Annotated in this window: 20 protein-coding genes, 1 other RNA gene and 2 other annotated features; of the genes, 19 read left to right on the top strand and 2 right to left on the bottom strand. The window is 39.7% G+C overall.

Going from position 1 to position 24,265, the window contains the following annotated elements:
• Positions 1 to 246: 246 nt before the first annotated feature.
• The 7 genes from MKY45_RS12985 (at position 247) to ssrS (ending at position 8,543) form a co-directional block, all read left to right on the top strand.
• Positions 247 to 2,442 carry a RelA/SpoT family protein gene (locus tag MKY45_RS12985; protein ID WP_042534343.1) on the top strand — a complete coding sequence of 732 codons (2,196 nt, stop codon included), beginning with the start codon at positions 247 to 249 and terminating at the stop codon, positions 2,440 to 2,442.
• Between the two features lie 16 nt (positions 2,443 to 2,458).
• Complete coding sequence (gene dtd, locus MKY45_RS12980) at positions 2,459 to 2,905, top strand: D-aminoacyl-tRNA deacylase (RefSeq protein WP_042534341.1); 447 nt, start codon at positions 2,459 to 2,461, stop codon at positions 2,903 to 2,905.
• Positions 2,906 to 2,987: 82 nt separating this feature from the next.
• A complete protein-coding gene (locus MKY45_RS12975; protein WP_256704747.1) occupies positions 2,988 to 3,161 on the top strand; it encodes a hypothetical protein in 174 nt (57 codons plus the stop codon).
• Positions 3,162 to 3,313: 152 nt separating this feature from the next.
• Positions 3,314 to 3,535 (top strand) — a binding site (T-box leader).
• Positions 3,536 to 3,670: 135 nt separating this feature from the next.
• Positions 3,671 to 4,951 (top strand): histidine--tRNA ligase, encoded by a 1,281-nt coding sequence (gene hisS, locus MKY45_RS12970; RefSeq protein ID WP_341173004.1) that lies wholly within the window; start codon positions 3,671 to 3,673, stop codon positions 4,949 to 4,951.
• A gap of 3 nt (positions 4,952 to 4,954) precedes the next feature.
• Positions 4,955 to 6,730 carry an aspartate--tRNA ligase gene (gene aspS / locus MKY45_RS12965; protein ID WP_341173003.1) on the top strand — a complete coding sequence of 592 codons (1,776 nt, stop codon included), beginning with the start codon at positions 4,955 to 4,957 and terminating at the stop codon, positions 6,728 to 6,730.
• Positions 6,731 to 6,906: 176 nt separating this feature from the next.
• Complete coding sequence (gdhA, locus tag MKY45_RS12960) at positions 6,907 to 8,289, top strand: NADP-specific glutamate dehydrogenase (protein ID WP_341173002.1); 1,383 nt, start codon at positions 6,907 to 6,909, stop codon at positions 8,287 to 8,289.
• A gap of 71 nt (positions 8,290 to 8,360) precedes the next feature.
• Positions 8,361 to 8,543: non-coding RNA, 6S RNA (gene ssrS / locus MKY45_RS12955), on the top strand.
• Between the two features lie 95 nt (positions 8,544 to 8,638).
• On the opposite strand, the gene MKY45_RS12950 is transcribed toward ssrS, so the two are convergent.
• Positions 8,639 to 9,313 (bottom strand): RsfA family transcriptional regulator, encoded by a 675-nt coding sequence (locus tag MKY45_RS12950; protein ID WP_042534335.1) that lies wholly within the window; start codon positions 9,311 to 9,313, stop codon positions 8,639 to 8,641.
• Between the two features lie 307 nt (positions 9,314 to 9,620).
• A complete protein-coding gene (locus MKY45_RS12945; RefSeq protein WP_256704745.1) occupies positions 9,621 to 10,889 on the bottom strand; it encodes a replication-associated recombination protein A in 1,269 nt (422 codons plus the stop codon).
• A 401-nt stretch (positions 10,890 to 11,290) separates the two neighbouring features.
• On the opposite strand from MKY45_RS12945, the gene cymR reads away from it, so the two are divergent.
• The 12 genes from cymR to mltG all read left to right on the top strand — a co-directional run bounded on the left by cymR (position 11,291) and on the right by mltG (position 24,215).
• Positions 11,291 to 11,716 carry a cysteine metabolism transcriptional regulator CymR gene (gene cymR / locus MKY45_RS12940; RefSeq protein WP_042534331.1) on the top strand — a complete coding sequence of 142 codons (426 nt, stop codon included), beginning with the start codon at positions 11,291 to 11,293 and terminating at the stop codon, positions 11,714 to 11,716.
• A 22-nt stretch (positions 11,717 to 11,738) separates the two neighbouring features.
• Positions 11,739 to 12,881 carry a cysteine desulfurase family protein gene (locus MKY45_RS12935; RefSeq protein WP_256704744.1) on the top strand — a complete coding sequence of 381 codons (1,143 nt, stop codon included), beginning with the start codon at positions 11,739 to 11,741 and terminating at the stop codon, positions 12,879 to 12,881.
• Positions 12,882 to 12,894: 13 nt separating this feature from the next.
• The gene (gene mnmA / locus MKY45_RS12930) at positions 12,895 to 14,007 is read left to right on the top strand and encodes a tRNA 2-thiouridine(34) synthase MnmA (RefSeq protein ID WP_042534327.1); all 1,113 of its coding nucleotides are present in this window, start codon (positions 12,895 to 12,897) and stop codon (positions 14,005 to 14,007) included.
• Positions 14,008 to 14,023: 16 nt separating this feature from the next.
• Positions 14,024 to 14,695, top strand: coding sequence for a tetratricopeptide repeat protein (locus MKY45_RS12925; RefSeq protein WP_042534326.1), 672 nt, complete (start codon positions 14,024 to 14,026; stop codon positions 14,693 to 14,695).
• Between the two features lie 12 nt (positions 14,696 to 14,707).
• On the top strand, positions 14,708 to 17,044 hold the full coding sequence (gene recD2 / locus MKY45_RS12920) for an SF1B family DNA helicase RecD2 (protein WP_042534325.1): 2,337 nt from the start codon (positions 14,708 to 14,710) through the stop codon (positions 17,042 to 17,044).
• A 65-nt stretch (positions 17,045 to 17,109) separates the two neighbouring features.
• Positions 17,110 to 17,298, top strand: a complete 189-nt coding sequence (locus MKY45_RS12915) for a hypothetical protein (RefSeq protein WP_084612979.1) — start codon at positions 17,110 to 17,112, stop codon at positions 17,296 to 17,298.
• 412 nt (positions 17,299 to 17,710) lie between these two features.
• Positions 17,711 to 18,775: an AI-2E family transporter gene (locus MKY45_RS12910; protein ID WP_341173001.1), complete on the top strand. Its 1,065-nt coding sequence runs from the start codon at positions 17,711 to 17,713 to the stop codon at positions 18,773 to 18,775.
• 130 nt (positions 18,776 to 18,905) lie between these two features.
• Positions 18,906 to 19,109, top strand: a binding site (T-box leader).
• A gap of 53 nt (positions 19,110 to 19,162) precedes the next feature.
• On the top strand, positions 19,163 to 21,805 hold the full coding sequence (alaS, locus tag MKY45_RS12905; RefSeq protein ID WP_341173000.1) for an alanine--tRNA ligase: 2,643 nt from the start codon (positions 19,163 to 19,165) through the stop codon (positions 21,803 to 21,805).
• A 94-nt stretch (positions 21,806 to 21,899) separates the two neighbouring features.
• On the top strand, positions 21,900 to 22,169 hold the full coding sequence (locus MKY45_RS12900) for an IreB family regulatory phosphoprotein (protein ID WP_042534321.1): 270 nt from the start codon (positions 21,900 to 21,902) through the stop codon (positions 22,167 to 22,169).
• Positions 22,166 to 22,591, top strand: a complete 426-nt coding sequence (ruvX, locus tag MKY45_RS12895; protein WP_042534319.1) for a Holliday junction resolvase RuvX — start codon at positions 22,166 to 22,168, stop codon at positions 22,589 to 22,591. The genes MKY45_RS12900 and ruvX overlap by 4 nt, the downstream gene beginning before the upstream one ends.
• Entirely contained in the window at positions 22,591 to 22,866 is a 276-nt protein-coding gene (locus MKY45_RS12890) for a DUF1292 domain-containing protein (RefSeq protein ID WP_042534317.1), read from the top strand. Before ruvX ends, MKY45_RS12890 begins: the two co-directional genes overlap by 1 nt.
• A 230-nt stretch (positions 22,867 to 23,096) precedes the next feature.
• A complete protein-coding gene (gene mltG / locus MKY45_RS12885; RefSeq protein WP_341172999.1) occupies positions 23,097 to 24,215 on the top strand; it encodes an endolytic transglycosylase MltG in 1,119 nt (372 codons plus the stop codon).
• The last annotated feature ends 50 nt before the right edge of the window (positions 24,216 to 24,265 follow it).

Genomic DNA, 24,265 nt, shown 5'->3' with positions numbered 1-24,265 from the left:
TCAAAACAGATTCTGATACTGTGTTGACTCTTTTTGTATAGATTAATTTATCCGTATATATTAGGTTTTAGTTGGACAGACATATAAAAAAAGTCTTATAATAGTAATTATTATCGAATAATGTATTTAAATCGAAGAAATGTAAGAGATTTTAATTCAAAAGATGGCTTCAAGCTCTAAAATACTTGTTGCTATTTTTATTTTTATACAATTTATTGAATACTGAAGGTAAATAAAGGTGATTACATGGCAAAAGATGAAAATGTCAACATTACAGATATTGTAGAAAAAGTAAAAGAGTATTTATCTGATGACGATGTTGCTTTAATTGAACATGCATATGAATTTGCAAAAGAAGCTCATAAAGATCAATTTCGCAAATCTGGTGAGCCGTATATCATTCATCCGGTACAGGTCGCAGGGATACTGGCTGAATTATTAATGGATGCAGAAACAATTTCAGCAGGCTTTCTTCATGACGTAATCGAGGATACTGACGTCACATTTGAACAGATGGAAGAAGAATTCAATCATGAGATAGCTGCGCTTGTAGATGGGGTAACGAAGCTTGGGAAAATCCGCTATGAAACAAAAGAGGCCCAGCAAGCAGAAAACCACCGAAAAATGTTCGTGGCGATGGCGAGGGATATTCGTGTTATCATGATTAAGCTTGCCGACAGATTGCATAATATGAGAACGTTAAAGCATCTGCCGCCAGAAAAGCAAAGGCGTATTTCCAATGAAACGCTGGAAATTTTTGCTCCGCTTGCCCACCGCCTGGGAATATCAACAATAAAGTGGGAGCTGGAGGATACGGCATTACGTTATCTTAATCCACAGCAATATTATCGTATTGTTCAGTTAATGAAGCAAAAACGGGAGGAAAGAGAAACTTATATCCAGGAGGTTATTGCTGACCTCTCCCAGGAATTTGAAGCTGTAAATATTAAAGCAGAGATGTCCGGGCGTCCGAAGCATCTATACAGCATTTATCAAAAGATGGTCAATCAGAAAAAGCAATTTAACGAAATATATGATCTTCTTGCTGTCCGTATTTTAGTTGATAATATTAAAGATTGTTATGCTGTTTTAGGTATTATCCATACAAATTGGAAGCCGATGCCCGGAAGATTTAAGGATTATATCGCGATGCCGAAGCAAAATCTGTATCAATCCCTGCATACAACAGTTATTGGACCAAAGGGCGACCCGCTGGAGGTGCAGATTCGTACCAAGGAAATGCATGATATTGCCGAATACGGGATTGCTGCGCACTGGGCCTATAAGGAAGGAAAGCAAGCAAAAGGAAAAAGCTCTTTTGAGGAAAAATTGTCATGGTTCCGGGAGATTCTGGAGTGGCAAAGTGAAACACATGATGCAGAGGAATTTATGGAATCGCTGAAGATTGATTTGTTTTCAGATATGGTTTATGTTTTCACACCAAAAGGCGAGGTAATTGAGCTGCCGTCTGGATCCATCCCAATTGATTTTGCATACAAGATTCATACTGAAATCGGTAATAAAACCATTGGAGCGAAAATCAATGGGAAAATGGAACCTTTGGATTACGAGTTGCAAAATGGAGATATCGTGGATGTGATGACTTCGAAGCATTCCTATGGACCATCGCAGGATTGGCTGAAAATGGTTCAAACCTCACAGGCTAAAAGTAAGATAAAGCAGTTTTTCAAAAAACAGCAGCGTGATGAGAATATTGTCAAAGGAAAAGAAGCTGTGGAAAAAGAAATTCGCGCCTTTGATATTGAGCCTAAAGAAGTATTGACTCCAGATAATCTGCAGCGTGTATTCGATAAGTTTAATTTTACAAACGAAGAAGATATGTATGCTGCTGTCGGCTATCAAGGAATTACCGCAGCGCTGATAGCAACCCGTTTAACAGAACGAATTCGTCATTTGAGAGAAGCAGATCAGGATTTAGAGACAAAAATAGAAGAAGTAAAAACCAATAAAGCAAAACCATCCTCTAAGAAGGATTCGGGTATTGAAGTGGCAGGAGTAAATAATTTACTTGTCCGGATTGCAAAATGCTGTAATCCAGTTCCCGGTGATGATATTTTAGGGTATATTACAAAAGGCAGAGGAGTGTCTGTTCATCGTGCGGATTGTCCGAATGTACAAACCGAAGAAGCGAGGCAGCGCTATATCGATGTAAAATGGAAAACCCAATACGCGGAACGAAAGCAATATCATGTAGACCTGGAAATTACAGGATATGATCGCCGCGGTCTGCTTAATGAAGTATTGCAGGCGGTCAACGAAACAAAAACAAATATCACACATGTGAATGGCAGGTCTGATCGTAATAAAATGGCAGTAATCCAATTAACTATTTTAATCCACAATACGAATCACTTGAAAAAAGTAGTTGATCGAATAAAGCAAATACAGGAAGTATATACCGTAACAAGAACAGTTCAATAAGGAGCGTTTGTTTTTTATGAAGGTAGTATTACAACGGGTGAAAGAAGCTTCTGTCACCGTCCGGGAAGAGAAAATAAGTGAAATACAAAAAGGATTTTTGCTGCTTGTTGGTATTACTCACGAAGACACAGAGGAAGACGTAAAATATCTCGTAAATAAGATTGTTCACCTGCGTGTCTTTGAAGATGAGAATGAAAAAATGAACCGTTCGATTAAAGATGTAGACGGGGGTATATTATCTGTATCGCAATTTACATTGTACGGAGACACTAAAAAAGGCAGACGACCAAGCTTTATCAAAGCAGCAAAGCCGGCCGAAGCAGAAGCATTATATAATACATTTAATCAAGCATTACGTACAGAAGGCGTCATAACAGAAACAGGAGAATTTGGCGCAATGATGGATGTCCAGCTGGTAAATGACGGACCTGTTACATTGATTTTAGACAGCAAAGACAGATAAAAACGATTAAAGAATAAGATTCTTGTTTTGTGGAGATGCTATAAAAACTTAAAGAGGCCGAATCAAAAGGAGAAATGAAGTTATGCATCGACACACAAAACAACGCAATGCCAATAATTATTCTGAATTGATGATGACAGATTTCCATCATTTTATGAAAATGGAAAAATCATCAACCTATTTAGAAATAGCAACGGAGCTTGGAATTTCCATTCAGGAAGTAAAGCAATTGAAAAAAAGCTTAGGTCGTTCTTGACATTGTGAGCAACTAACCTTATTATTATAATCATTCCACTTCCACAAGTGTTTTCAGCGGGACGAGTAATCCCAGTCCCAGGATGTGGTGTGGCTTCTGCGTTGTCCACAGGGCGTGGGCGGTATTAGTAGAAGTTCCTTAAAATTAAATGATAAAAACCATTGAAGGAAAAAGTAATGTAAGTACAGATAGCAAGAGAGTAGTTGTCAACGGCTGGAAGCAACTATCTATACGACTTATATGAAAGACATTCTGGAGGAGTTATATCGAAATAGATGAGTAGATATAAACGTGTTGCAGGCGTTAACTGATAAAGGTGGATATCATTCAGATATCAACTAGGGTGGCAACGCGGGTAAAAACCCGTCCCTTATTTTTTATAAGGGACGGGTTTTTTGTATTGTCCAATAAAAATATGGGGCAGCCGTCAAACGTTGCTTGTTATCATTTTCGCTAACCAGAAAATTACTTTCATCCGTGTTCTGTATATTCGCAAAGGAGGAAATAAAATGGCTATGAAGGCTCCAAGAGGAACAGTGGATATTTTGCCGGAAGATACGGCGAAATGGCAGTATGTTGAAAACAAAATTAAAGAAATTTGTGAAGCCTATTACTATCACGAAATACGCACGCCGATTTTCGAGCACACAGAAGTATTTCAGCGTGGGGTGGGAGATTCTACGGATATTGTACAAAAGGAAATGTATACTTTTGAAGATCGTGGAGGAAGAAGTCTGACCCTCCGTCCAGAAGGCACAGCTGCTGTAGCCCGTGCTTTTGTAGAAAATAAGTTATTTGGCAGTCCCAATTTACCGGAGAAGCTTTATTATTTCGGCTCGATGTTCCGTTATGAACGGCCGCAAAAAGGAAGAATGCGTCAACTAAATCAATTTGGCGTCGAAGCAATGGGAAGTGAAGATCCTGCAATTGACGCAGAAGTGATTGACCTGGCAATGCATATTTATCGCAGCTTAGGCTTGAAATCTTTGAAGCTGGTGATTAACTCATTAGGCGATAAAGAAAGTCGTCAAGTTCATCGTGACGCACTGGTGACTCATTTTGATCCATATCGTGAGGAACTTTGCTCCGACTGCCAATCACGATTAGATAACAATCCATTACGTGTATTGGATTGCAAGAAGGATCGTGATCATCCAGCAATGAAAACTGCGCCATCCATCTTGACCTATTTAAATGAAAAATCACAGGCTTATTTTGAGCAAGTGAAAGCTTATTTGGATGCAATGGATATTTCTTATACCGTAGACCCTAATTTGGTTCGCGGTCTAGATTACTATAATCACACTGCATTCGAAATCATGAGTGAAGCAGATGGATTTGGGGCAATCACAACACTGGCCGGCGGCGGCAGATATGATGGATTAATCAATGAATTTGGCGGACCTAACACTCCAGGTATCGGTTTTGGGATGGGATTAGAGCGCTTGTTAATGGCTCTTCAGGTAGAAAATATAGAAATCCCCGTAGATACAAAGTTAGACTGCTTTGTAGCAGGTTTTGGCTCTGAAAAGGTACGTACAGAGGCTGTGAAAGCTGTTCATCAGCTACGTATGGCCGGTATCCAGGCAGACACAGATTACCAGCACCGCAAAATGAAAGGCCAGCTTAAAGCAGCAGACCGGTTAAAAGCTAGATTTGTGATTTTCTTAGGCGATGATGAACTTGAAAAACAAATCGTAACCATTAAAAATATGGAATCCGGGGACCAAAAGGAAGTTCCGATGAAGGATATTGTTAGCGAATTTAAAGTGTTATTGGAGGAGAGCTAAAAAATGACAGAACGTGTTTTATCTGGACACTTAACTGAAAAAGAAATTGAAAAGGAGGTCAGGCTGAAAGGCTGGGTCCAAAAACGCCGTGATCTTGGCGGACTTATATTCATTGATTTACGCGATAAATCCGGAATCATCCAAATCGTTTTTAACCCAGATTATTCCGGGGAAGCATTAGAAATAGCTGAAAGCATCCGCTCGGAATATGTAATCGATGTGGTCGGAAAACTGGTTTTACGTGACGAGGCAACCATAAATCCCGCTATTGCAACTGGTAAATTGGAAGTGCTGGCCAGTTCAATCACCGTATTGAATAAGGCAAAAAATCCGCCGTTTATGATTCAGGATGATGTAAATATTGCAGAAGATATCCGTTTGAAATACCGTTATTTAGATCTGCGCCGTCCAGGCTTGCAAGAAACGTTTAAATTACGGCATCAAACAACGCAAAGCATCCGCAACTATTTAAATAAAAATGAATTCTTAGAAATGGAAACTCCGATTTTAACGAAAAGCACGCCGGAAGGAGCCCGTGATTACTTGGTGCCAAGCCGTGTACATCCTGGTGAATACTATGCGCTGCCGCAATCTCCACAGTTATTTAAACAATTGATTATGATGAGCGGTTTTGAACGTTATTACCAAATCGCACGCTGCTTCCGGGATGAAGATTTGAGGGCGGACCGTCAGCCGGAATTTACACAGGTTGATATTGAAACTTCCTTTTTAACAAGTGATGAAATTATGACAATGACGGAAGAAATGATGAAAGAGGTTGTTAAAGAAGTAAAGGGCGTCGATATTCAATTACCTTTACAGCGGATGCCTTATGATGAAGCAATGGATCGTTATGGCTCGGATAAGCCGGATACCCGCTTTGGGTTAGAGTTAATCCATGTATCTGATATCGTAGCTGATTCTGGGTTTAAAGTATTTAAACAGGCGGTAGAGAATGGCGGTAAAGTAGCCTTATTAAATGTGGAAGGTGCTGCTGCCGGCTACTCTAGAAAGGATATTGATAAATTAACAGAGTTTGTCAATATTTATGGTGCAAAAGGCTTAGCTTGGCTGAAAGTAGAGGAAGAAGAAGTGAAAGGCCCAATCAGCAAATTCTTGTCAGATGATGAAAAAGCAGCGATTGTGGATAAAGCCAATGCAAGCAGTGGAGATTTGCTGTTATTTGTAGCTGATAAATCAGCTGTTGTCTATGATAGTTTAGGCGCTTTACGCTTAAAGCTTGGAAAAGACTTAGGGTTAATTGATGAAGAAGCGTTTCATTTCTTATGGGTAACAGATTGGCCATTATTTGAATATGATGAGGAACTGGGCCGTTATTTTGCAGCACACCATCCATTTACATCGCCAATTGAAGCGGATAAGGAAAAATTATTGACTGATCCAATCAATGTTCGGGCAAATGCATATGACTTGGTATTAAATGGATATGAGCTTGGTGGCGGGTCCATTCGTATTCACCAAACGGAACTTCAAAACCAGATGTTTAAAGCGCTGGGATTCACAGAAGAAGAAGCAAGAGAACAGTTTGGTTTCTTGCTGGATGCACTGGAATATGGTGCGCCTCCTCATGGAGGAGTTGCGCTTGGTCTGGACCGTATCATTATGCTTCTGGCAGGACGCTCGAATCTGCGTGATACGATTCTATTCCCTAAAACAGCGTCTGCATCTGACTTGATGACAGAAGCTCCGAGTGAAGTGAGCGGAGATCAATTGCAGGAATTGTCAATTGCATTGTCAAATCATGAAATGAAAGAATAGAAATAGTAGAATATGCACGGTATTTAAAATATCGTGCATATCATTTCAGGAATATTTGCTGAAAAATGTGAATTAAAAGCAACAAATCCTCAAGAATCTTGTGTTTATTTGGTTTTTCATATAAAATATAAAAACCTTCTAGTTGAGGAATCGGTTGAAATAAATAAAGGAGATGAATGATAGAAGCCATGGAAAATAAATTACAATATCAAAACAGAACAGCAAAAGAGTACGTGCAGGGAGTCTATGAGGAACTAAAGAATAGAAACAGCCACGAGACAGAATTTTTGCAAGCAGTAGAAGAAATTGTCGAATCTTTAGAAGGCGTTTTTGAGAAGCATCCTAAATATATGGAATTAGGCATTTTAGAGAGAATTGTAGAACCAGAGCGCTTGATTGCCTTCCGTGTACCCTGGGTGGATGATGAAGGCCGGGTTCAGGTAAACCGCGGATATCGTGTTCAATTCAGCAGTGCAATCGGACCTTATAAAGGCGGGCTTCGTTTTCATCCAACAGTAAACACAAGTATTATTAAATTTTTAGGCTTTGAACAAATCTTTAAAAATTCTTTGACCGGGCAGCCTATAGGCGGAGGAAAAGGTGGATCAGATTTTGATCCAAAAGGAAAATCAGACTTAGAAATTATGCGATTTTGTCAGAGTTTTATGTCAGAATTAGCTAGACATATCGGACAGGATACAGACGTGCCTGCAGGAGATATTGGTGTGGGCGCCAGAGAGATTGGCTACCTTTACGGGCAATATAAGAAAATCAAAGGCGCTGTAGAACCAGGCGTTCTAACAGGAAAAAGCTTAGGTTTTGGAGGCAGCTTGGCACGTAAGGAAGCAACTGGTTACGGTACAGTTTACTTTGTACAGGAAATGCTTAAAGATAATGGGCAGGACTTTTCTGGCAAAACAGTTATTGTATCCGGGTCAGGAAATGTATCGATTTATGCCATGGAGAAGGCAGCTGAATTTGGGGCAAAAGTTGTTGCCTGCAGTGACTCTAATGGATATGTCTATGATAAGAACGGCATCGATGTGGAACTTGTAAAGAAAATCAAAGAGGTAGACAGAGAGCGTATTAATGTATACTTAGAAACTTATCCAAATGCAGAATACGTTGCCGGCGGATCCGTTTGGGAGATTCCATGTGAGATTGCTTTACCTTGTGCGACACAAAATGAAATCGACGAAACTGCAGCAAAAACATTAATCAAAAATGGTGTTATTGCAGTAGGTGAAGGTGCTAACATGCCATCATCCTTAGATGCAATTAACCAATTCCAGGGAAATAATGTTTTATTCGCCCCAGCGAAAGCTGCAAACGCAGGCGGTGTAGCAGTATCAGCTCTGGAAATGGCGCAAAATAGCAGCCGCGTTTCCTGGAGCTTTGAAAAAGTCGATGAAAAGCTGCAAAGCATTATGCATGATATTTATCATAATAGCATCCAAGCCGCAAATGAATATGGTAAATCAGGAAATCTTGTTGCAGGGGCTAATATTGCAGGCTTCTTGAAAGTAGCAGATGCTATGGCAGAACAAGGAATTATTTAAATAAAAAATAGGCTTTCATATATTTGAACTTTGAATCAATGTATGCTAAGATTAATTCAAATAAAACGTTAATCATCCTGATGTGTACGTTAACAATTGGTATTTTGACCGAACACCTATAAGTTAGGGAGTCCGATTGGTCTTTAAAGTGCATGCATGCCTCAAGCAGGAAGCATAAAACCTTTAAAGCAGGACACCCACCTGCCAAAAGCGGGATCAAAACTTTATTGTTTGACGGCACTATCGGGATTACGCAAAAATACTGCACATTTTTTGTGCAGTATTTTTGTATATTGAAAAAAGGAATTCCGACTCCCTCCATCATTCCAATATATATGTCTGATTCAAACTAGTTAGAGCCTTGTGCAATCTGTTCAAGATTTCCGTTTTTATCCATACGGAAGGAAGGAGAATTCACAAGATTGGTATCCTCAAAAACTGTCATCTTGCGGGCACGATCCATAATCTGGATAAATGTCTGATAATCTTCTTTCATCGCTTGCAGCTGTTGTTCCGTATCTGCTAATTTCTTTTTTAATTCTTCGACTTTTGTCTGCAAGGATTGATTCTCACTCTCTAACGATTGCATCGACGATCTCGATTGATTGGAAGTATATAATTCTTTTTTTAGTGATTTTAAATACTTAATAACAGTATCTAAATTAAATGCTGCAACCGGTTCAGCACTTGTTTGTACGGCCGGCACCTCCACGGAAGTCTCCAGTGGCGGGATATTTTCTGTGCTTTCAACAGGCTCTGCTTTGGGAACAGCCTGAATGGTTTTGTTTAAAGCTCTTTTTCTTTCTTTTCTTTGTCTTTTTGCTAAATCAATTGCATTTTCGTATTTATTACGCACTTCTGCATTCCATCTGAATCCACAAGCTGCTGAAGTACGGTTTAAATGATCTCCCACTTCTTCAAAAGCGTTCAATTGGGTGCTGCCCTCACGAATATGCCGCAAGACAGTTTCTGCCAACAGCAAATCATCTTCATGAGACCAAGCGTCTTGTCTTACTTTTACCATGTTATTCACTCCTCATAATTATAAAAATACGTAGAAAATCTGTCATCCTTTATCGTTTAATGAATATACAGTTTTTCTTACACCTGCACGTTAAAAAGTGAGATTTCCTAACGTACTAGAAAGATTATAGTAATCTCTATTCTTTCCAGAGGAGTTTAAAATTATACATTGCTTTAAAATTATAGTGTGAGTTCAAAAGTTTGATAAAATGAAGCCTCCTGTTCTTTAAAGAGAGTGAAGAGTGCAAAAAAGCCCATACACATCAGGTCTAGAATGGATGTGTATGGGCGGAAAAAAGTCACTTTATCTAATTTTTGTTAATTCGTTCATATACTTGTTTTAATGCAGTCTCAAATTTTCCTGTGTCTTTGGGTGTATAGTAGTTTCGATTTTTAATGGTGTCAGGTAAATATTGCTGTTTGATCCATGCCCCTGGGTAATTATGCGGGTATTTATAATCTGCTCCTCTGCCAAGCTTAGTTGCCCCTGAATAATGTGCATCCTTTAAATGTGCTGGAATATCACCGCTGTTGCCTTTGCGAATATCCTCCAAGGCTGCGTCCAAAGCTTTATAGGCTGTATTTGATTTGGGAGAAAGGGCTAATTCCACAATAATATTAGCTAAAGGAATCCGCGCTTCCGGAAAGCCGATCCGTTCAGCTGCTTGAACAGCAGCAATGGCGCGCGGGCCAGCCTGCGGACTTGCCAGACCTACGTCTTCATATGCAATGACAATCAGCCTTCTGGCAATACTGTCTAAGTCGCCGGCTTCAATCAGACGTCCTAAATAATGAAGCGCTGCATCCACGTCGCTTCCGCGGATTGATTTTTGAAAAGCACTTAAAACATCGTAATGAGCATCTCCGTCTTTATCGTGAGAAAAGCTTTTTTTCTGCATACATTCTTCCGCAATTTCCAGTGTTATCTCGATTTGCCCCTCTGCGTCCGGCGGGGTAGAGCTGACCGCCAGTTCCAGGCCATTTAAAGCTGATCTCAAGTCCCCATTTGCTGAGATGGCAAAATGTTCTATAGCATCTTCATGGATATGAATCGCTTTATCTCCGTATCCGTTCGATGTATCCCGGACAGCGCGCTGCAGTGCCGTTTTAACATTGTCCAGCGTTAACCCGCGTAATTCAAATAAATGACAGCGGCTCCGGATTGCCGGGTTGATGGAATGGTACGGATTGCTGGTTGTACAGCCTATCAAGGTCAGTAAATTATTCTCTAAATGCGGCAGTAAAAAATCCTGTTTTGCTTTATCCAGACGATGTACTTCATCTAAGATAAGAACTGTTTGACCTTGCATTTTAGCCTGCTCGACAACAATTTCCATATCCTTCTTTTTATCTGTAACGGCATTTAAGGTTTTGGAGGGAAGTCCGATTGTTTCTGCAAGGGCAAATGCCATGGATGTTTTTCCTGTTCCGGGAGGGCCGAATAAAATCATGGAAGAAAGCTGGTTAGCTTTTATCATCCGATCAATTATTTTCGCTTGACCTACCAGGTGTTCTTGTCCTATAATATCATCTATGTTTTTTGGTCGCATTCGAAATGCGAGTGGCTGTTTATACATGACATAACTTCCTTCATCTGTTTAGGTATCGTATTCTATTAGCTTAAAGCGAATATAGAAGAAATGCAAGAGGTTAGCAGTCATGCTATAATAGGTATTGATAATATAAATAATCAAATTTGTATAGGTGGAATTAAAAGTTGGTATAATGAAAGAATAGGTTTGAATAGAATCTTTCAGCTATTATTCGTCCGCTTGAAGACCTTTATACTTCAGGGATTAAAAAGGAAGTTTGAGTACGTTTCATAACTTGATGGAACTTTACTTGCTAAAGTTTTTCAGCGGGGCGGGCAGCTGCAGTCCCGTTTATTAGAAAAGGTAAAGTGAAACCGGACTGTATGAGGTTTCCCTTTGTAACATATAAATGACAGAAGATAGTTAAAAAAATTGAGGTGTAAATGATGAAAATTTCAACTAAAGGAAGATACGGACTGACAATAATGATAGATTTGGCAAAAAACGAAGGGAACGGGCCGATTTCCCTAAAGGTTATTGCAAAGGATAATGATCTGTCAGAACATTATTTAGAGCAGCTAGCTTCTCCATTAAGAAATGCTGGATTAATTAAAAGTATACGCGGTGCATATGGAGGATACCAGCTTGCTAAAAAACCGGAGGAAATTAAAGCCGGTGATGTGATTCGGGTGTTGGAAGGTCCGTTAACCATTGTGGAAGGCATGGAAAATGAGAAGCCGGCACAGGCATCCTTATGGCTGCAAATCAGAGATGCGGTAAAAGATGTATTAGAAAAAACGACTCTGGAAGATTTGGCAAATTATGATGAAAGTGATGAAGGACCTGCAGAGGCATATATGTTTTATATTTAAGGGCTGGAAAGGATTTTGACTCATGGAAGCAATATATTTAGACCATGCCGCTACTTCTCCTATGGCAAGAGGAGTTGCGGAGGCAATGATTCCTGTATATGAAGAAATCATTGGCAATGCATCAAGCGTTCATTCTTTTGGACGGAAGGCAAGGCAGCAGCTGGATGCTTCAAGGCAGGCTCTGGCAGCATCTATTGGTGCAAATGAAAAGGAACTTATATTTACAAGCGGCGGAACAGAGGCGGATAATATGGCGCTCACAGGCGTTGCAGAAGCAAACCGGAATAAAGGGAACCATATTATCACTTCCATTCAGGAACATCATGCTGCTTTGCATACAGCTGAAAAGTTAGAGAAACAAGGCTTCCGTGTAACCTATTTACCTGTTGATGAAAAAGGGCTGGTCTCGACGCAAGATGTTGAAGCAGCTTTAACGGATGATACGATTTTAGTTTCTATTATGTATGTAAACAATGAGACAGGTGTTATTCAGCCTATCAGTGAGATTGGAGAATTGCTAAAGGAGCATCAGGCTTATTTTCATACGGATGCTGTGCAGGCTTACGGTTTGCTGGATATTGATGTGCATGCACAAAACATTGATTTACTGACAGCAACTGCACATAAAATCGGCGGTCCTAAAGGGATTGGCTTTTTATATGCAAATGAAAAAGTAGCTATGAGTCCGATTCAATTTGGCGGGGAACAGGAGCGGAAACGCCGCCCCGGTACAGAAAACATTCCGGCGGCAGTCGGTTTTGAACTGGCATCGAATATTGTAATGGAAACGAAAGCTGCAAGAAATCAACAATATGAGAAATATAAACAAATTTTAATAGATACCTTTACAGAAGCCGGCATTGATTTTGGTATCAATGGAGATCCGGAGAAGACTGTCTCCACGATAATCAATGTCCGTTTTCCAGGGGCGAATGTAGAAGCACTGCTAGCCAATTTTGATTTGAGCGGTGTTGCGGCTTCAAGTGGAAGCGCGTGTACAGCAGGAAGTGTTGAGCCTTCTCATGTATTGTCAGCCATGTTTGGTTCAGAAAGTCCGGTTACGACAAATTCAATTCGATTCAGTTTTGGACTGGCAAATACAGAAGAGAATGTAAAGGAAGCGGCAGAAAGAATTGCCGGAATCGTAAAACGATTAACAAGCTAAAGGAGGGGCGGAAATGAAAGAGAATAAAAATACACGTGTTGTTGTTGGTATGAGCGGCGGTGTCGACTCTTCCGTTGCAGCACTACTATTAAAAGAACAAGGATATGATGTTGTAGGGATCTTTATGAAAAACTGGGATGATACAGATGAATTTGGAGTCTGTACCGCGACAGAAGACTTTGATGATGTTGTCCGGGTCTGTAATCAATTAGATATACCCTATTACTCAGTCAATTTTGAAAAACAATACTGGGACAAGGTATTCACCTATTTTCTGGATGAATATAAAGCGGGAAGAACGCCAAATCCGGATGTGATGTGTAATAAAGAAATCAAGTTCAAAGCATTTCTTGACCATGCGCTTTCTCTAGGGGCAGATTATCTAGCTACCGGACATTATGCGCAGGTGGCAAGAGATGAAAATGGCAGTATTCAAATGCTGCGCGGGGCGGATGACAATAAGGATCAAACTTATTTCTTAAATCAACTCAGCTCAGATGTATTAGAAAAAGTCATGTTTCCGTTAGGGCATCTGCCAAAGCCGGAGGTCCGCAAAATTGCAGCTGATTATGGTTTGGTAACGGCAGCGAAGAAAGACTCTACCGGCATCTGCTTTATTGGAGAACGAAATTTTAAAACCTTTTTAAGTGAATATTTGCCGGCACAGCCAGGAAAAATGATGACGTTGGATGGGATTGAAAAAGGAAATCATGATGGGTTAATGTACTATACAATCGGTCAGCGTCAAGGGCTTGGCATCGGCGGTTCTGGTGACCCTTGGTTTGTTGTGGGCAAAAATTTAGAAGATAATTATTTATATGTTGCACAGGGCTATCATAATGATTATCTATATTCGGACTCGCTCGTAGCAACGGATATTAATTGGGTACAGCCGGATCAAATTGAAGAAACATTTACTTGCACAGCGAAATTCCGCTATCGTCAGAAAGATTCAGAAGTAACGGTGACAGTGAAAGACGATAAAGCCTATGTCGCATTTAAAGAAAGCCAGCGGGCAATTACGCCTGGCCAAGCCGTGGTATTTTATCAAGGCGATATTTGTCTCGGCGGCGGAACGATTGATGAAATTATTAAAGATAATAAAGCATTACAATATGTTGGTTAGTAGGATGGTTTGATAAATGGATAAAAATCAGCAGGCAATTGCATTATTAAATGAAAAAAAGTATGAAGAAGCAGCACAGCTGTTTAACGACGTTATTGAAGAGTCACCCAACGATCCGCTCGGTTATATTAATTTCGGCAACCTTTTAATGCAGCTGAATGAGACAGAAAGGGCAGAGCGCTTTTTTGAGCGTGCTGTTGAACTGGATGAAAAAGCAGCAACAGCTTATTATGGTTTAGGTAATTTATATTTTGAGAAGGAAGATTACCAGAAAGCTTCGCAAAAATTTCTAAAGGCAATTGAGCAGGGGCTGGAGGAAGCGGATGCTTACTTTATGCTCGGGATGTGCTTCCGGAATCAAGAACAGTGGAAGCTGTCTTTACCTTATTTATTACGGGCAACCGAACTAGACTCTCAGGATGAGAGCTTTCTGTTTCAATATGGTTTGTCCTTAGCTCAGGTTGAATTGTTAGATGAAGCGCAAAAAACATTTGAAAAAGTGCTTGAATTGGATGAAGCGCATAGCGATGCTTATTATAATCTGGGTGTGATTTCCTTATTCCATGAGAAAATAGAGGAAGCTTTGCGTTATTTTGAAAAAGCACTGGAATTGCAGTCAGATCATGTCTTAGCTGCAAACGGAAAGAAAATTGCATTACAGTATATGGAGCAATTTGAGGATAAATAAGGGGTAATCATCATGGGAAACCAGATAGAAACAAAGGAAGCACTGCCTTTTGTAACAGGGAGCGTCATCAATACAATTTTTCGCAATGAGGCAGAACATTTCTCTATCGTCCGAATTAAAATAACAAAAACAAACCTTGATTATCAAGATAAAGAAATCATTGTAAAGGGGTATTTTGATCAGCTTCAGGATCAGACTGCCTATTGTTTTTATGGAGTGATGGAGAAGCATCCCCGCTATGGTTCACAATTAAAAGTACAATCCTATGAGACCATTCTGCCGACCACAAAGGATGGGCTTGTCCAATATTTATCCAGTGATTTATTTTACGGTGTCGGAAAAAAGAGCGCCTTAAAAATTGTAGAGAAGCTTGGAGAGAATGCTGTGTCTAAAATTATGGATGATCCCTCTGTTTTAGACGGCGTCTCCGGCGTATCCAAGGAAACAGGAAAAAAGCTGGCTGAGCGTCTCCGGGAAAATCAAGGATTTGAACGGGTTGCTGTTAAATTATCAGAGTACGGAATTGGTCTGAAAATGGCTCAGGTCATTTATCAGACTTATCGAGATGAAGCATTAGAGGTTCTGAAAAAAGATCCGTATCAATATGTTTTTGATATTGAAGGCTTCGGGTTCAAAATGGCAGATCAAATAGCTTCCGGACAAGGGATTTCACATACACATGAAAGCCGTATTGGTGCAGGTGTCATTTATATTCTGCAGCAAAGCATTCAGGCAGGTCATGTGTATCTTCCGTTTGAAAAATGTATGCAGGAGGTTATTTATTTACTTCATCTGCCTAATCCAGACCAAGGCTCTGTTTCTGATGTTATCATGCAGTTAAATACAGAAAAAAAGGTTATTGTCATTGATGAACGTGTTTACCTGCCCTCGTTATATTATGCAGAGGATAACTTTACTGCCAGCTTGAAAAAAATTCTTACCAAACCGATAGAGGATGAAGTGCCTTTGGCGGAGCTTTTGAAGATAACGGGTGAGATTGAGGAAGAAGAGTCATTGAGCTATGGAAAAGAACAATTTGATGCCATTGTTCAGGCAATCCACTCAAAAATTATGATTTTAACAGGCGGACCGGGAACGGGGAAAACAACGGTAATCACCGGAATTATTCAAGCATTTGCCCAAATCCACGAGCTTTCTTTAAATCTATCGGATTATCAAAAGAAAGATAATTTTCCGTTTATATTAACAGCTCCTACCGGGCGGGCAGCAAAACGGATGTCTGAGTCAACTGGCTTGCCGGCTGTGACCATCCATCGATTACTTGGCTGGAACGGTATGGGCAGCTTTGAAAAAGATGAGCATGAACCATTATCCGGAAAGCTGCTGATTGTTGATGAATTTTCCATGGTTGATACCTGGTTAGCCAATCACTTATTTAAAGCTATTCCCGATACAATGCAGATTATTCTGGTTGGTGATGAAGACCAGCTTCCATCGGTGGGGCCGGGTCAGGTTTTAACTGATTTGATGAAAAGTGAGGTATTGCCGGTTATTTCATTAACGGATGTATATCGTCAAAAAGAGGGCTCTAAAATTATTCAGCTTGCCCACCAAATTAAAAACACCGATTGTGATAAAAATTCGTTGGAGAATGCGCGTGATTTCAGTTTTATTTCCTGTCATGATTATCAGATGACAGATGTGTTGACATCTATTATTGATAAAGCGCAAAAAAAAGGAATTGATTCTTCTTCTATTCAGGTGCTGTCTCCCATGTATCGTTCGCAAGCTGGCATTCATGCAATCAATGAAGCATTGCAGCAATTGATTAATCCTCCCGGCGAGAAAAAACGGGAGATTGCATTTCAGGATGTGGTTTATCGTGTCGGCGATCGTGTAATACAGTTAATCAATCAGCCTGAGGATGGCATATACAATGGGGACATTGGAGAGATTGTCGCCATGTTTAAACCGGAAGAAAATGCAGAGAATGAAGAACAGATTGTAATTGCATTTGAAGATAAAGAAGTTGTTTTCATTCGAAAAGATTATAATAACTTTACTCATGCGTTTTGTATTTCCATTCATAAATCACAGGGAAGTGAATTTCCAATTGTGATTCTTCCGGTGGTTTATTCACACCACCGCATGTTGCGAAAAAATCTTTTGTATACAGCAATTACAAGAGGAAAAGAGTCATTGATTATTTGCGGTGAAAAAGAGGCCTTTATTAAAGGTGTGCAAACGGAAGATACGAATCGCAGATATACTTCATTACAGGAAATGCTGCACATTCAATTAGCGAATCAAAAAGCGGAGAAGAAGGAATATGAAACGGTAGAGGACATCCCGGAGGAAGAACTGTCTCCCTACGATTTTATGGATTAAATGTATAAATATTTTTATTTGGGGCAATACTTGGACTGATAGAAGCAGAAAAAGGATGAAGATGTATGCTAGTATGTCCAAATTGCCGGGAAAAACAAATAGGAAAATTAAGCCCCACAAGTTATTATTGCTGGGTGTGTTCGATTGAATTAACAGTGTCTGGAAAGGAAGTACACATCCACCAGGTAGAAGCGGACGGGACACTCAGTTCATTAGACGATCTATTTTCAAAAGAAGAAAGAAGATTATTATAATATGGGTTTCTAAAGCGGGCAATGGTTTTCGGCGGGGCGAGTAACCGCAGCAATGTTGTCAGGTTAATGAATTTTATAAAAATTATATTTGATACAAGTAAATAGCAATAAGACTATCTAGCGGCAGGAAAAACACGGAGACTCCTGTGGGAAAGCGCGGAGGGAAGACCCCGCAGAAAAAAGCGAACTTCTTTTTTCGAGGAGGCTGAGCTCAAGCTCACGGAAAGCGTAGTGTTTTTCCGTAGCGGTCGATGAACCTGACAACATTGGTAACCGCAGTCCCAGCCCCATCAGAAAAACCACGTCAGCTAAAAAGAAAAAGTTCGCCGATTATCATTTAGTAACTTTTTGAACATCCTATTATAAACTCCCAGTCTGTTGGTTACACTACCATGGACTGGGAGTGATTATTATGTGGAAAAAAATAAAGGCAAAGCAAGTCATCTATTTCCTTGTGATTGCTATTCTTTCTTTTATTCTTTTATATTTTTTAGCTATTACCAAACCATATTATGGGGCATTTTTTTCCTTTATCCTTAAACTGGTGCTTCCGTTTTTGATTGCCGGAATTTTGGCTTTCTTGCTGCATCCATTCATTGAGTGGCTGTATCGGTACCGGATTCACCGCGGGATAGCAATCTTAGTGATATATCTGGTCTTTTTCGGAGGCGCCGGCTACGCAATATACCGCGCGTATCCACTAATCGTTGAACAGGTGAAGGAAATGAGCCGGAACTTTCCAGAATTTATCGCGCTGTATCAAGAAGGATTAAATAAGGTGTATACATCTACCGCCTTTTTACCCGAGACAGTGCATGACCGGATGGATATGTTTATTCAATCTCTCGAGAATACGATGAATAACTTCTCAGGAAAAATTATCGGCGGTTTTAATGGAATGATGGACGCAGTTATTCTCTTGACTATTATTCCTGTCCTTGTATTTTATTTCTTAAAAGACTATCCGTTTATCAAATCCTTTTTATTTCGTCTTATCCCGTATAAATATCGGGAGGAAACAGGAAATGTATGCAGGGAAATAGGAAAAGGACTTGGCGGTTATATCCGAGGACAGTTTATTATCAGTGCAGCTGTTGGTGTTATTTCCACTCTGAGCTGGATGTGGTTAGATTTACCTTATGCTTTATTGCTTGGTATCATTCTGGCAATCGTCAATATCATTCCTTATTTTGGTCCGATCCTCGGTGCCATCCCGGTAGTAACCGTTGCTTATATGGTGGAGCCGGAAAAAGCGTTATTCGTTATCGTAATTATCTTTATCATCCAATTGATTGAAAGCAATCTATTATCACCATATATTATGGGGAAAACAGTCAAGATTCATCCAATCGGGATTATCTTCGCCTTATTATTGGGCGGCCAACTGGCTGGTGTCATTGGTATGGTTATTTCAGTACCTGTTTTTACTATGTTGAAAGTATTGATTCAGCAGTATCGAATGTCAAAAGCCGGCTGAATTAATAATAAGTATTTCATCATCTATTTTTTAAAGGCGAAAAATTGACATACAGCGGAAAAATCACTATAATAACGCTATAATCATACAAACAACAGGAAATGATAAAAAACTGTCATTTTTAATCATGTAGAACACGTTGAAGGTATTAAGTACATGACATGATATTTCAAGAGAGGGACTCCCCCGGCTGAAAGGAATCCTAATTATACTGTTATGGAAAGCTACACTGGAGTACGGCTAATCCCCGTCGGTATCATACCGTTATTATGATGAAAGTGATGAACATGGATTGTTCATAATAAGGGTGGTACCGCGAAATCTCGTCCCTGCAATGATGCAGAGAGGAGATTTTTTGTTTGATAAAAAAAAGGAGGGAAAATGATAATGAAATTTTTAAGTTCCGCAGAAATTCGGCAAATGTTTATTGATTTTTTTAAAGAGAAAGGGCATCAGGTTGAACCAAGTGCTTCTTTAGTACCGCATGAAGACCCTACGCTTCTTTGGATTAATAGCGGGGTGGCAACATTAAAAAAATATTTTGACGGCCGGATTATCCCGGATAATCCTAGGATTGTGAATGCACAAAAAGCAATACGTACAAATGATATTGAAAACGTCGGTTTTACAGCGCGTCACCATACGTTTTTTGAGATGCTAGGAAACTTCTCCATTGGTGATTATTTTAAAGAAGAAGCGATTGAATGGGCATGGGAGTTTTTGACAGATGAGAAATGGATAGGTTTTGATCCGGAAAAATTATCTGTCACGGTTCACCCGGAAGATGATGAAGCGTATGATCTTTGGCTGCAAAAAATTGGTCTGCCAAAAGAGCGGATCATCCGATTGGAAGAAAACTTCTGGGATATTGGAGAAGGCCCAAGCGGACCGAATACCGAGATTTTTTATGATAGAGGCGAAAGCTATGGAAATGACCCGGCTGATCCAGAACTTTATCCGGGGGGAGAAAACAGCAGGTATTTAGAGGTTTGGAATCTCGTGTTTTCGCAATTTAACCATAATCCAGACGATACGTATACACCGCTGCCAAAGAAAAACATTGATACAGGAATGGGATTAGAACGGTTAACCTCCATTATTCAAGAGGTACCTACAAACTATGAAACAGATTTATTTATGCCGATTATCCAGGCAACGGAAATGATTGCAAACAGCAAATATGGGGAGGATGATGCAGCGGATACGGCATTTAAAGTAATTGCTGATCATATTCGAACAGTCAGCTTTGCCATTGGTGATGGGGCCATGCCGTCGAATGAAGGCAGAGGTTATGTCCTGCGCCGGCTGCTTCGCCGTGCTATCCGTTTTGCGAAGGACCTTAATATCCATGAAGCCTTTATGTACCGTCTTGTTCCGGTAGTAGCTGAAATTATGAAAGATTTCTATCCGGAGGTTGTAAAGGAAACAGACTACATTCAAAAAATAATTAAAGTGGAGGAGGATCGCTTCCATGAAACGTTAAATGATGGATTAGAAATCTTAACCAAACTTATGGAAGCAGAAAAAGAAAAAGGAAGCACGATATTTCCTGGGGAAGAAGTATTCCGCTTATATGATACGTACGGTTTTCCAAAGGAATTAACAGAAGAATATGTAGAAAAACTTGGTTTTACTGTGAATCAAGAAGGCTTTGAAAATGAAATGAAGCTGCAGCGTGAAAGAGCAAGAAATGCACGGCAAAAAGTGGATTCCATGCAGGTTCAAGACACTGTTTTTTCAACGATAGATGTAGAAAGTGAATTTGTAGGATATTCTTTATTAGAAAAAGAAACGGTCATTCAAGCAATCATTCAGGGCAAAGAAACAACAGAATCTGCAGAAGCAGGACAAGAAGCATATATTCTGCTGAAGGAAACGCCATTTTATGCGGAAAGCGGTGGGCAGGTTGCTGATATTGGTTTCATTCAAACAGATCATGCCTATGCGGTCGTTACGGATGTGCAAAAGTCTCCAAATGGCCAGCATATCCACCGTGTAGAAGTAAAAGAGGGCGTATTACAGGTTGGGGAGCAAGCAGAAGCGGTTGTTGACCGTGCATTTCGGAATGATGTCATTAAAAACCATACGGCGACGCATTTACTTCATCAGGCATTAAAAGATGTACTGGGTTCTCATGTTAATCAGGCAGGTTCATTGAACGGGACCAATCGTCTCCGCTTTGATTTTTCTCATTTCAGCAGTGTAACGGATGAAGAACTGGATGAAATCGAAAAAATAGTAAATCAAAAAATATGGGAATCGATTCCGGTTGTGATTGAAACAAAAGGAATTGAAGAAGCAAAAGCGATGGGGGCAATGGCCTTATTCGGTGAAAAATATGGCGATGTTGTCCGGGTTGTTCAAATCAATGATTACAGTATTGAGTTGTGCGGCGGATGCCATGTGAGCAATACAGCTGAAATAGGCTTGTTTAAAATCGTATCAGAAAGCGGCATAGGTGCAGGTACAAGAAGGATTGAAGCTGTTACAAGCAAAGAAGCTTACAGCTATTTAAATAATAAAATCGAATTGTTGAAGCAGTCAGGTACATTATTAAAAGCTAAAGACGAGCAGATTCCGCAAAAAGTGACTGCTTTACAATCGGAATTAAAAGAAACACAAAAACAGATAGATTCACTGCAGGCTAAACTATCTAATCTCGAAGCATCTTCTATTTTAGATGAAATAAAAGAGGTAAATAATGTAAAAGTTCTGGCTAAACAAGTCGATGTAAAAGATATGAATCAGTTACGTTCGATGGTAGATGAATTAAAACAAAAAATAGAATCAGGTGTAATTCTTCTCGCAGCTGTCAATAATAATAAAGTACAGCTTATTGCAGGAGTGACAAAAGACCTGATGAAACAAAATCTCCATGCCGGAAACTTGGTGAAGCAGGCAGCTGCAATTTGCGGCGGCGGCGGTGGTGGTCGTCCGGATATGGCACAAGCTGGGGGAAAAGACCCATATAAAGTTACAGAAGCATTACAAAGTGCTTTAACTTATGTAACAGACGTGACAAATGCTTAATCCTTGGTTGTATGTTTTCTCGTTAATAAGTATAATGATAGAGATAAACATGTTAAAATAGAAGTAGAAGGTTAATGAAGGACGAGGTGTCATTATGAGTTCAATTGATAAAACAATGAAATTCAACTTTTCCGAAGAACCATTTGACCAGGATATTAAAAAGATTTTAATGACTGTTCATGAATCATTACAGGAAAAAGGATATAATCCGATCAATCAGATTGTCGGATACCTATTGTCAGGTGATCCTGCATACATTCCTAGATATAATGATGCGCGTAATTTGATACGTAAAGTTGAACGGGATGAAGTTATTGAAGAACTTGTAAAGTTTTATCTAGAACAGAATAAGGAGAATTCATGAAAGCGATAGGTTTAGACGTGGGTTCAAAAACAATAGGTGTTGCCGTAAGTGATGCCCTTGGCTGGACAGCGCAAGGGTTAACCACTATTTATTGGGATGAGAATGAATTTGAATCTGCAGATGAAGAACTAAAGGGTCTGATTGAGGAAAATGAAGCATCTCTGATTGTAATCGGACTCCCTAAAAATATGAACGGCACGATTGGTGAAAGAGGCGAGGCGTCCGAGCGCTATGCTGCGTATGTAAAGGAAAAGTATGAATTGCCTGTGGTATTATGGGACGAGCGTTTAACCACGATGGCAGCGGAACGTGTACTGCTGGAAGCGGACATGAGCCGCAAGAAAAGGAAAAAAGTAATTGATAAGATGGCAGCTACAATGATTTTGCAGGGTTATCTAGATTCAAAAGGAGGCATTATGTAATGACATTAGAAGAAAAAGAACGCATTATTATCCCCGACGAAAATGGGGACGAGCATTTGTTTGAAGTGCTATTCACCTTTGATGTGGATGAAACAGAACAATCTTATATTGCTGTCGTGCCTGCTGAACAAGCAGAGGATGAAGAGGTAGAGGTATACGCATTCCGTTACGAAGAACAGGAGAATGAAGATTTTACCCTGTACCCGATTGATTCCGATGAAGAGTGGAGCATGGTAGAGGAAATGTTAAACACATTAGCTGAAGAAGAAGAGTAAAGAGATAAAAGAAAGCTGACATTCACATTTTGTGACATCAGCTTTCTTTTCCCGTGTAATTGCTGCTTTCTATCCCTTTTCATACTTGCTGAAATATATATTTTTTTCAAAATTCCTGTTGAAAATGAATCTTTTTGTTTAAGATGTAGAAGGATGAAATAAAATAACAGGAATATTGGATAATTTTATATGAATTTAGTATAATGAAGCGGATGAAAGGGGGACACAGAGTGTCAAAAGATGACAAGCATAACGGATTCCAAAAGAATCTTATACAAAGAGCAAAAGATGCTTCTAAAGTAAGAAAGATTGTCGCAATTATTATTGTTTGTTTTACGCTCATCTTAATAATCGGCGGAATTTCAGGTTATTTATATATTCATTCTGCACTACAGCCTATTGATGAAGAAAATTCAACTCCTGTAGAAGTGGAAATCCCGATTGGGTCTTCCAGCTCAACGATAGCCGGGATACTTGAAGAAAACGGAATTATCAAGGATGCCCGTGTATTTCGTTTTTATACAAAATTTAATAATGTGAACGAATTTCAAGCTGGAAATTATACATTCAATACAGCCATGAGCATGGATGAAATTATTGAATCGCTGCAGCATGGAAGAATTATTGTCGATGCGGTCCATACTATTACAATCCCTGAAGGATTGACTGTAGACCAAATTGCTGAAATATATAGTGAGCAGCTTTCTTTTTCGGAGGAAGATTTCCTGGAGGTTGCCAATGATCCAGATTTTATTGACGAATTAATGGAGGAATATCCTTCCTTACTGACGGAGGATATTCTGGATGAAGATATTCGTACCCCTTTAGAAGGTTATATGTTTGCTTCCACTTATGAGTTTTATGAAGAAGAACCATCCATTGAATCGATAATAGATCGTATGGTAGAACAAACAAATTCTATCTTCCAGCAATATGAAGGAGAGATTGCAGATCGAGGTTTTACTCCACACGAAGCGATAACCTTTGCATCCGTAGTGGAAAAAGAAACTGCTCATGAAGAGGAGCGCGCACAAATTGCCGGCGTATTCCAGAATCGTTTGGATGAGGATATCCAGCTGCAGACAGATCCAACGGTATTGTATGCAAAAGGAGAACATCAAGCAGTGGTCACCTTTGATGATTTAGAAACCGAGTCACCTTACAATACCTATTTGGTGGATGGACTGCCGGTAGGCCCGATATCGAATTTTGCGGAAAACTCCTTGAAAGCAGTAATCTCACCGGAAGATTCCGATTATCTGTATTTCTTACATGATGAAGATGGTAATATTCATTTTGCTGAAACATTTGATGAACATGTAGAAAACCGGGAAGAGTATATCAATTAAAGTGTGTTCCAAAAGTGCTCACTCTTAAACGGACTAATGGAGAGCTTCTC

It is taken from the genome of Oceanobacillus sp. FSL K6-0251, assembly GCF_038004725.1.
Classification (GTDB): Bacteria; Bacillota; Bacilli; order Bacillales; family Amphibacillaceae; genus Oceanobacillus; species Oceanobacillus oncorhynchi.
This window is presented reverse-complemented; position numbering and strand designations above follow the sequence as displayed.

Bases quoted from the DNA above. Each gene is read 5' to 3' on its own strand.
- MKY45_RS12985 (WP_042534343.1), top strand. From the start codon at position 247: ATGGCAAAAGATGAAAATGTCAACATTACAGATATTGTAGAAAAAGTA.
- dtd (WP_042534341.1), top strand. From the start codon at position 2,459: ATGAAGGTAGTATTACAACGGGTGAAAGAAGCTTCTGTCACCGTCCGG.
- MKY45_RS12975 (WP_256704747.1), top strand. From the start codon at position 2,988: ATGCATCGACACACAAAACAACGCAATGCCAATAATTATTCTGAATTG.
- hisS (WP_341173004.1), top strand. From the start codon at position 3,671: ATGGCTATGAAGGCTCCAAGAGGAACAGTGGATATTTTGCCGGAAGAT.
- aspS (WP_341173003.1), top strand. From the start codon at position 4,955: ATGACAGAACGTGTTTTATCTGGACACTTAACTGAAAAAGAAATTGAA.
- gdhA (WP_341173002.1), top strand. From the start codon at position 6,907: ATGATAGAAGCCATGGAAAATAAATTACAATATCAAAACAGAACAGCA.
- MKY45_RS12950 (WP_042534335.1), bottom strand. From the start codon at position 9,313: ATGGTAAAAGTAAGACAAGACGCTTGGTCTCATGAAGATGATTTGCTG.
- MKY45_RS12945 (WP_256704745.1), bottom strand. From the start codon at position 10,889: ATGTATAAACAGCCACTCGCATTTCGAATGCGACCAAAAAACATAGAT.
- cymR (WP_042534331.1), top strand. From the start codon at position 11,291: ATGAAAATTTCAACTAAAGGAAGATACGGACTGACAATAATGATAGAT.
- MKY45_RS12935 (WP_256704744.1), top strand. From the start codon at position 11,739: ATGGAAGCAATATATTTAGACCATGCCGCTACTTCTCCTATGGCAAGA.
- mnmA (WP_042534327.1), top strand. From the start codon at position 12,895: ATGAAAGAGAATAAAAATACACGTGTTGTTGTTGGTATGAGCGGCGGT.
- MKY45_RS12925 (WP_042534326.1), top strand. From the start codon at position 14,024: ATGGATAAAAATCAGCAGGCAATTGCATTATTAAATGAAAAAAAGTAT.
- recD2 (WP_042534325.1), top strand. From the start codon at position 14,708: ATGGGAAACCAGATAGAAACAAAGGAAGCACTGCCTTTTGTAACAGGG.
- MKY45_RS12915 (WP_084612979.1), top strand. From the start codon at position 17,110: ATGCTAGTATGTCCAAATTGCCGGGAAAAACAAATAGGAAAATTAAGC.
- MKY45_RS12910 (WP_341173001.1), top strand. From the start codon at position 17,711: ATGTGGAAAAAAATAAAGGCAAAGCAAGTCATCTATTTCCTTGTGATT.
- alaS (WP_341173000.1), top strand. From the start codon at position 19,163: ATGAAATTTTTAAGTTCCGCAGAAATTCGGCAAATGTTTATTGATTTT.
- MKY45_RS12900 (WP_042534321.1), top strand. From the start codon at position 21,900: ATGAGTTCAATTGATAAAACAATGAAATTCAACTTTTCCGAAGAACCA.
- ruvX (WP_042534319.1), top strand. From the start codon at position 22,166: ATGAAAGCGATAGGTTTAGACGTGGGTTCAAAAACAATAGGTGTTGCC.
- MKY45_RS12890 (WP_042534317.1), top strand. From the start codon at position 22,591: ATGACATTAGAAGAAAAAGAACGCATTATTATCCCCGACGAAAATGGG.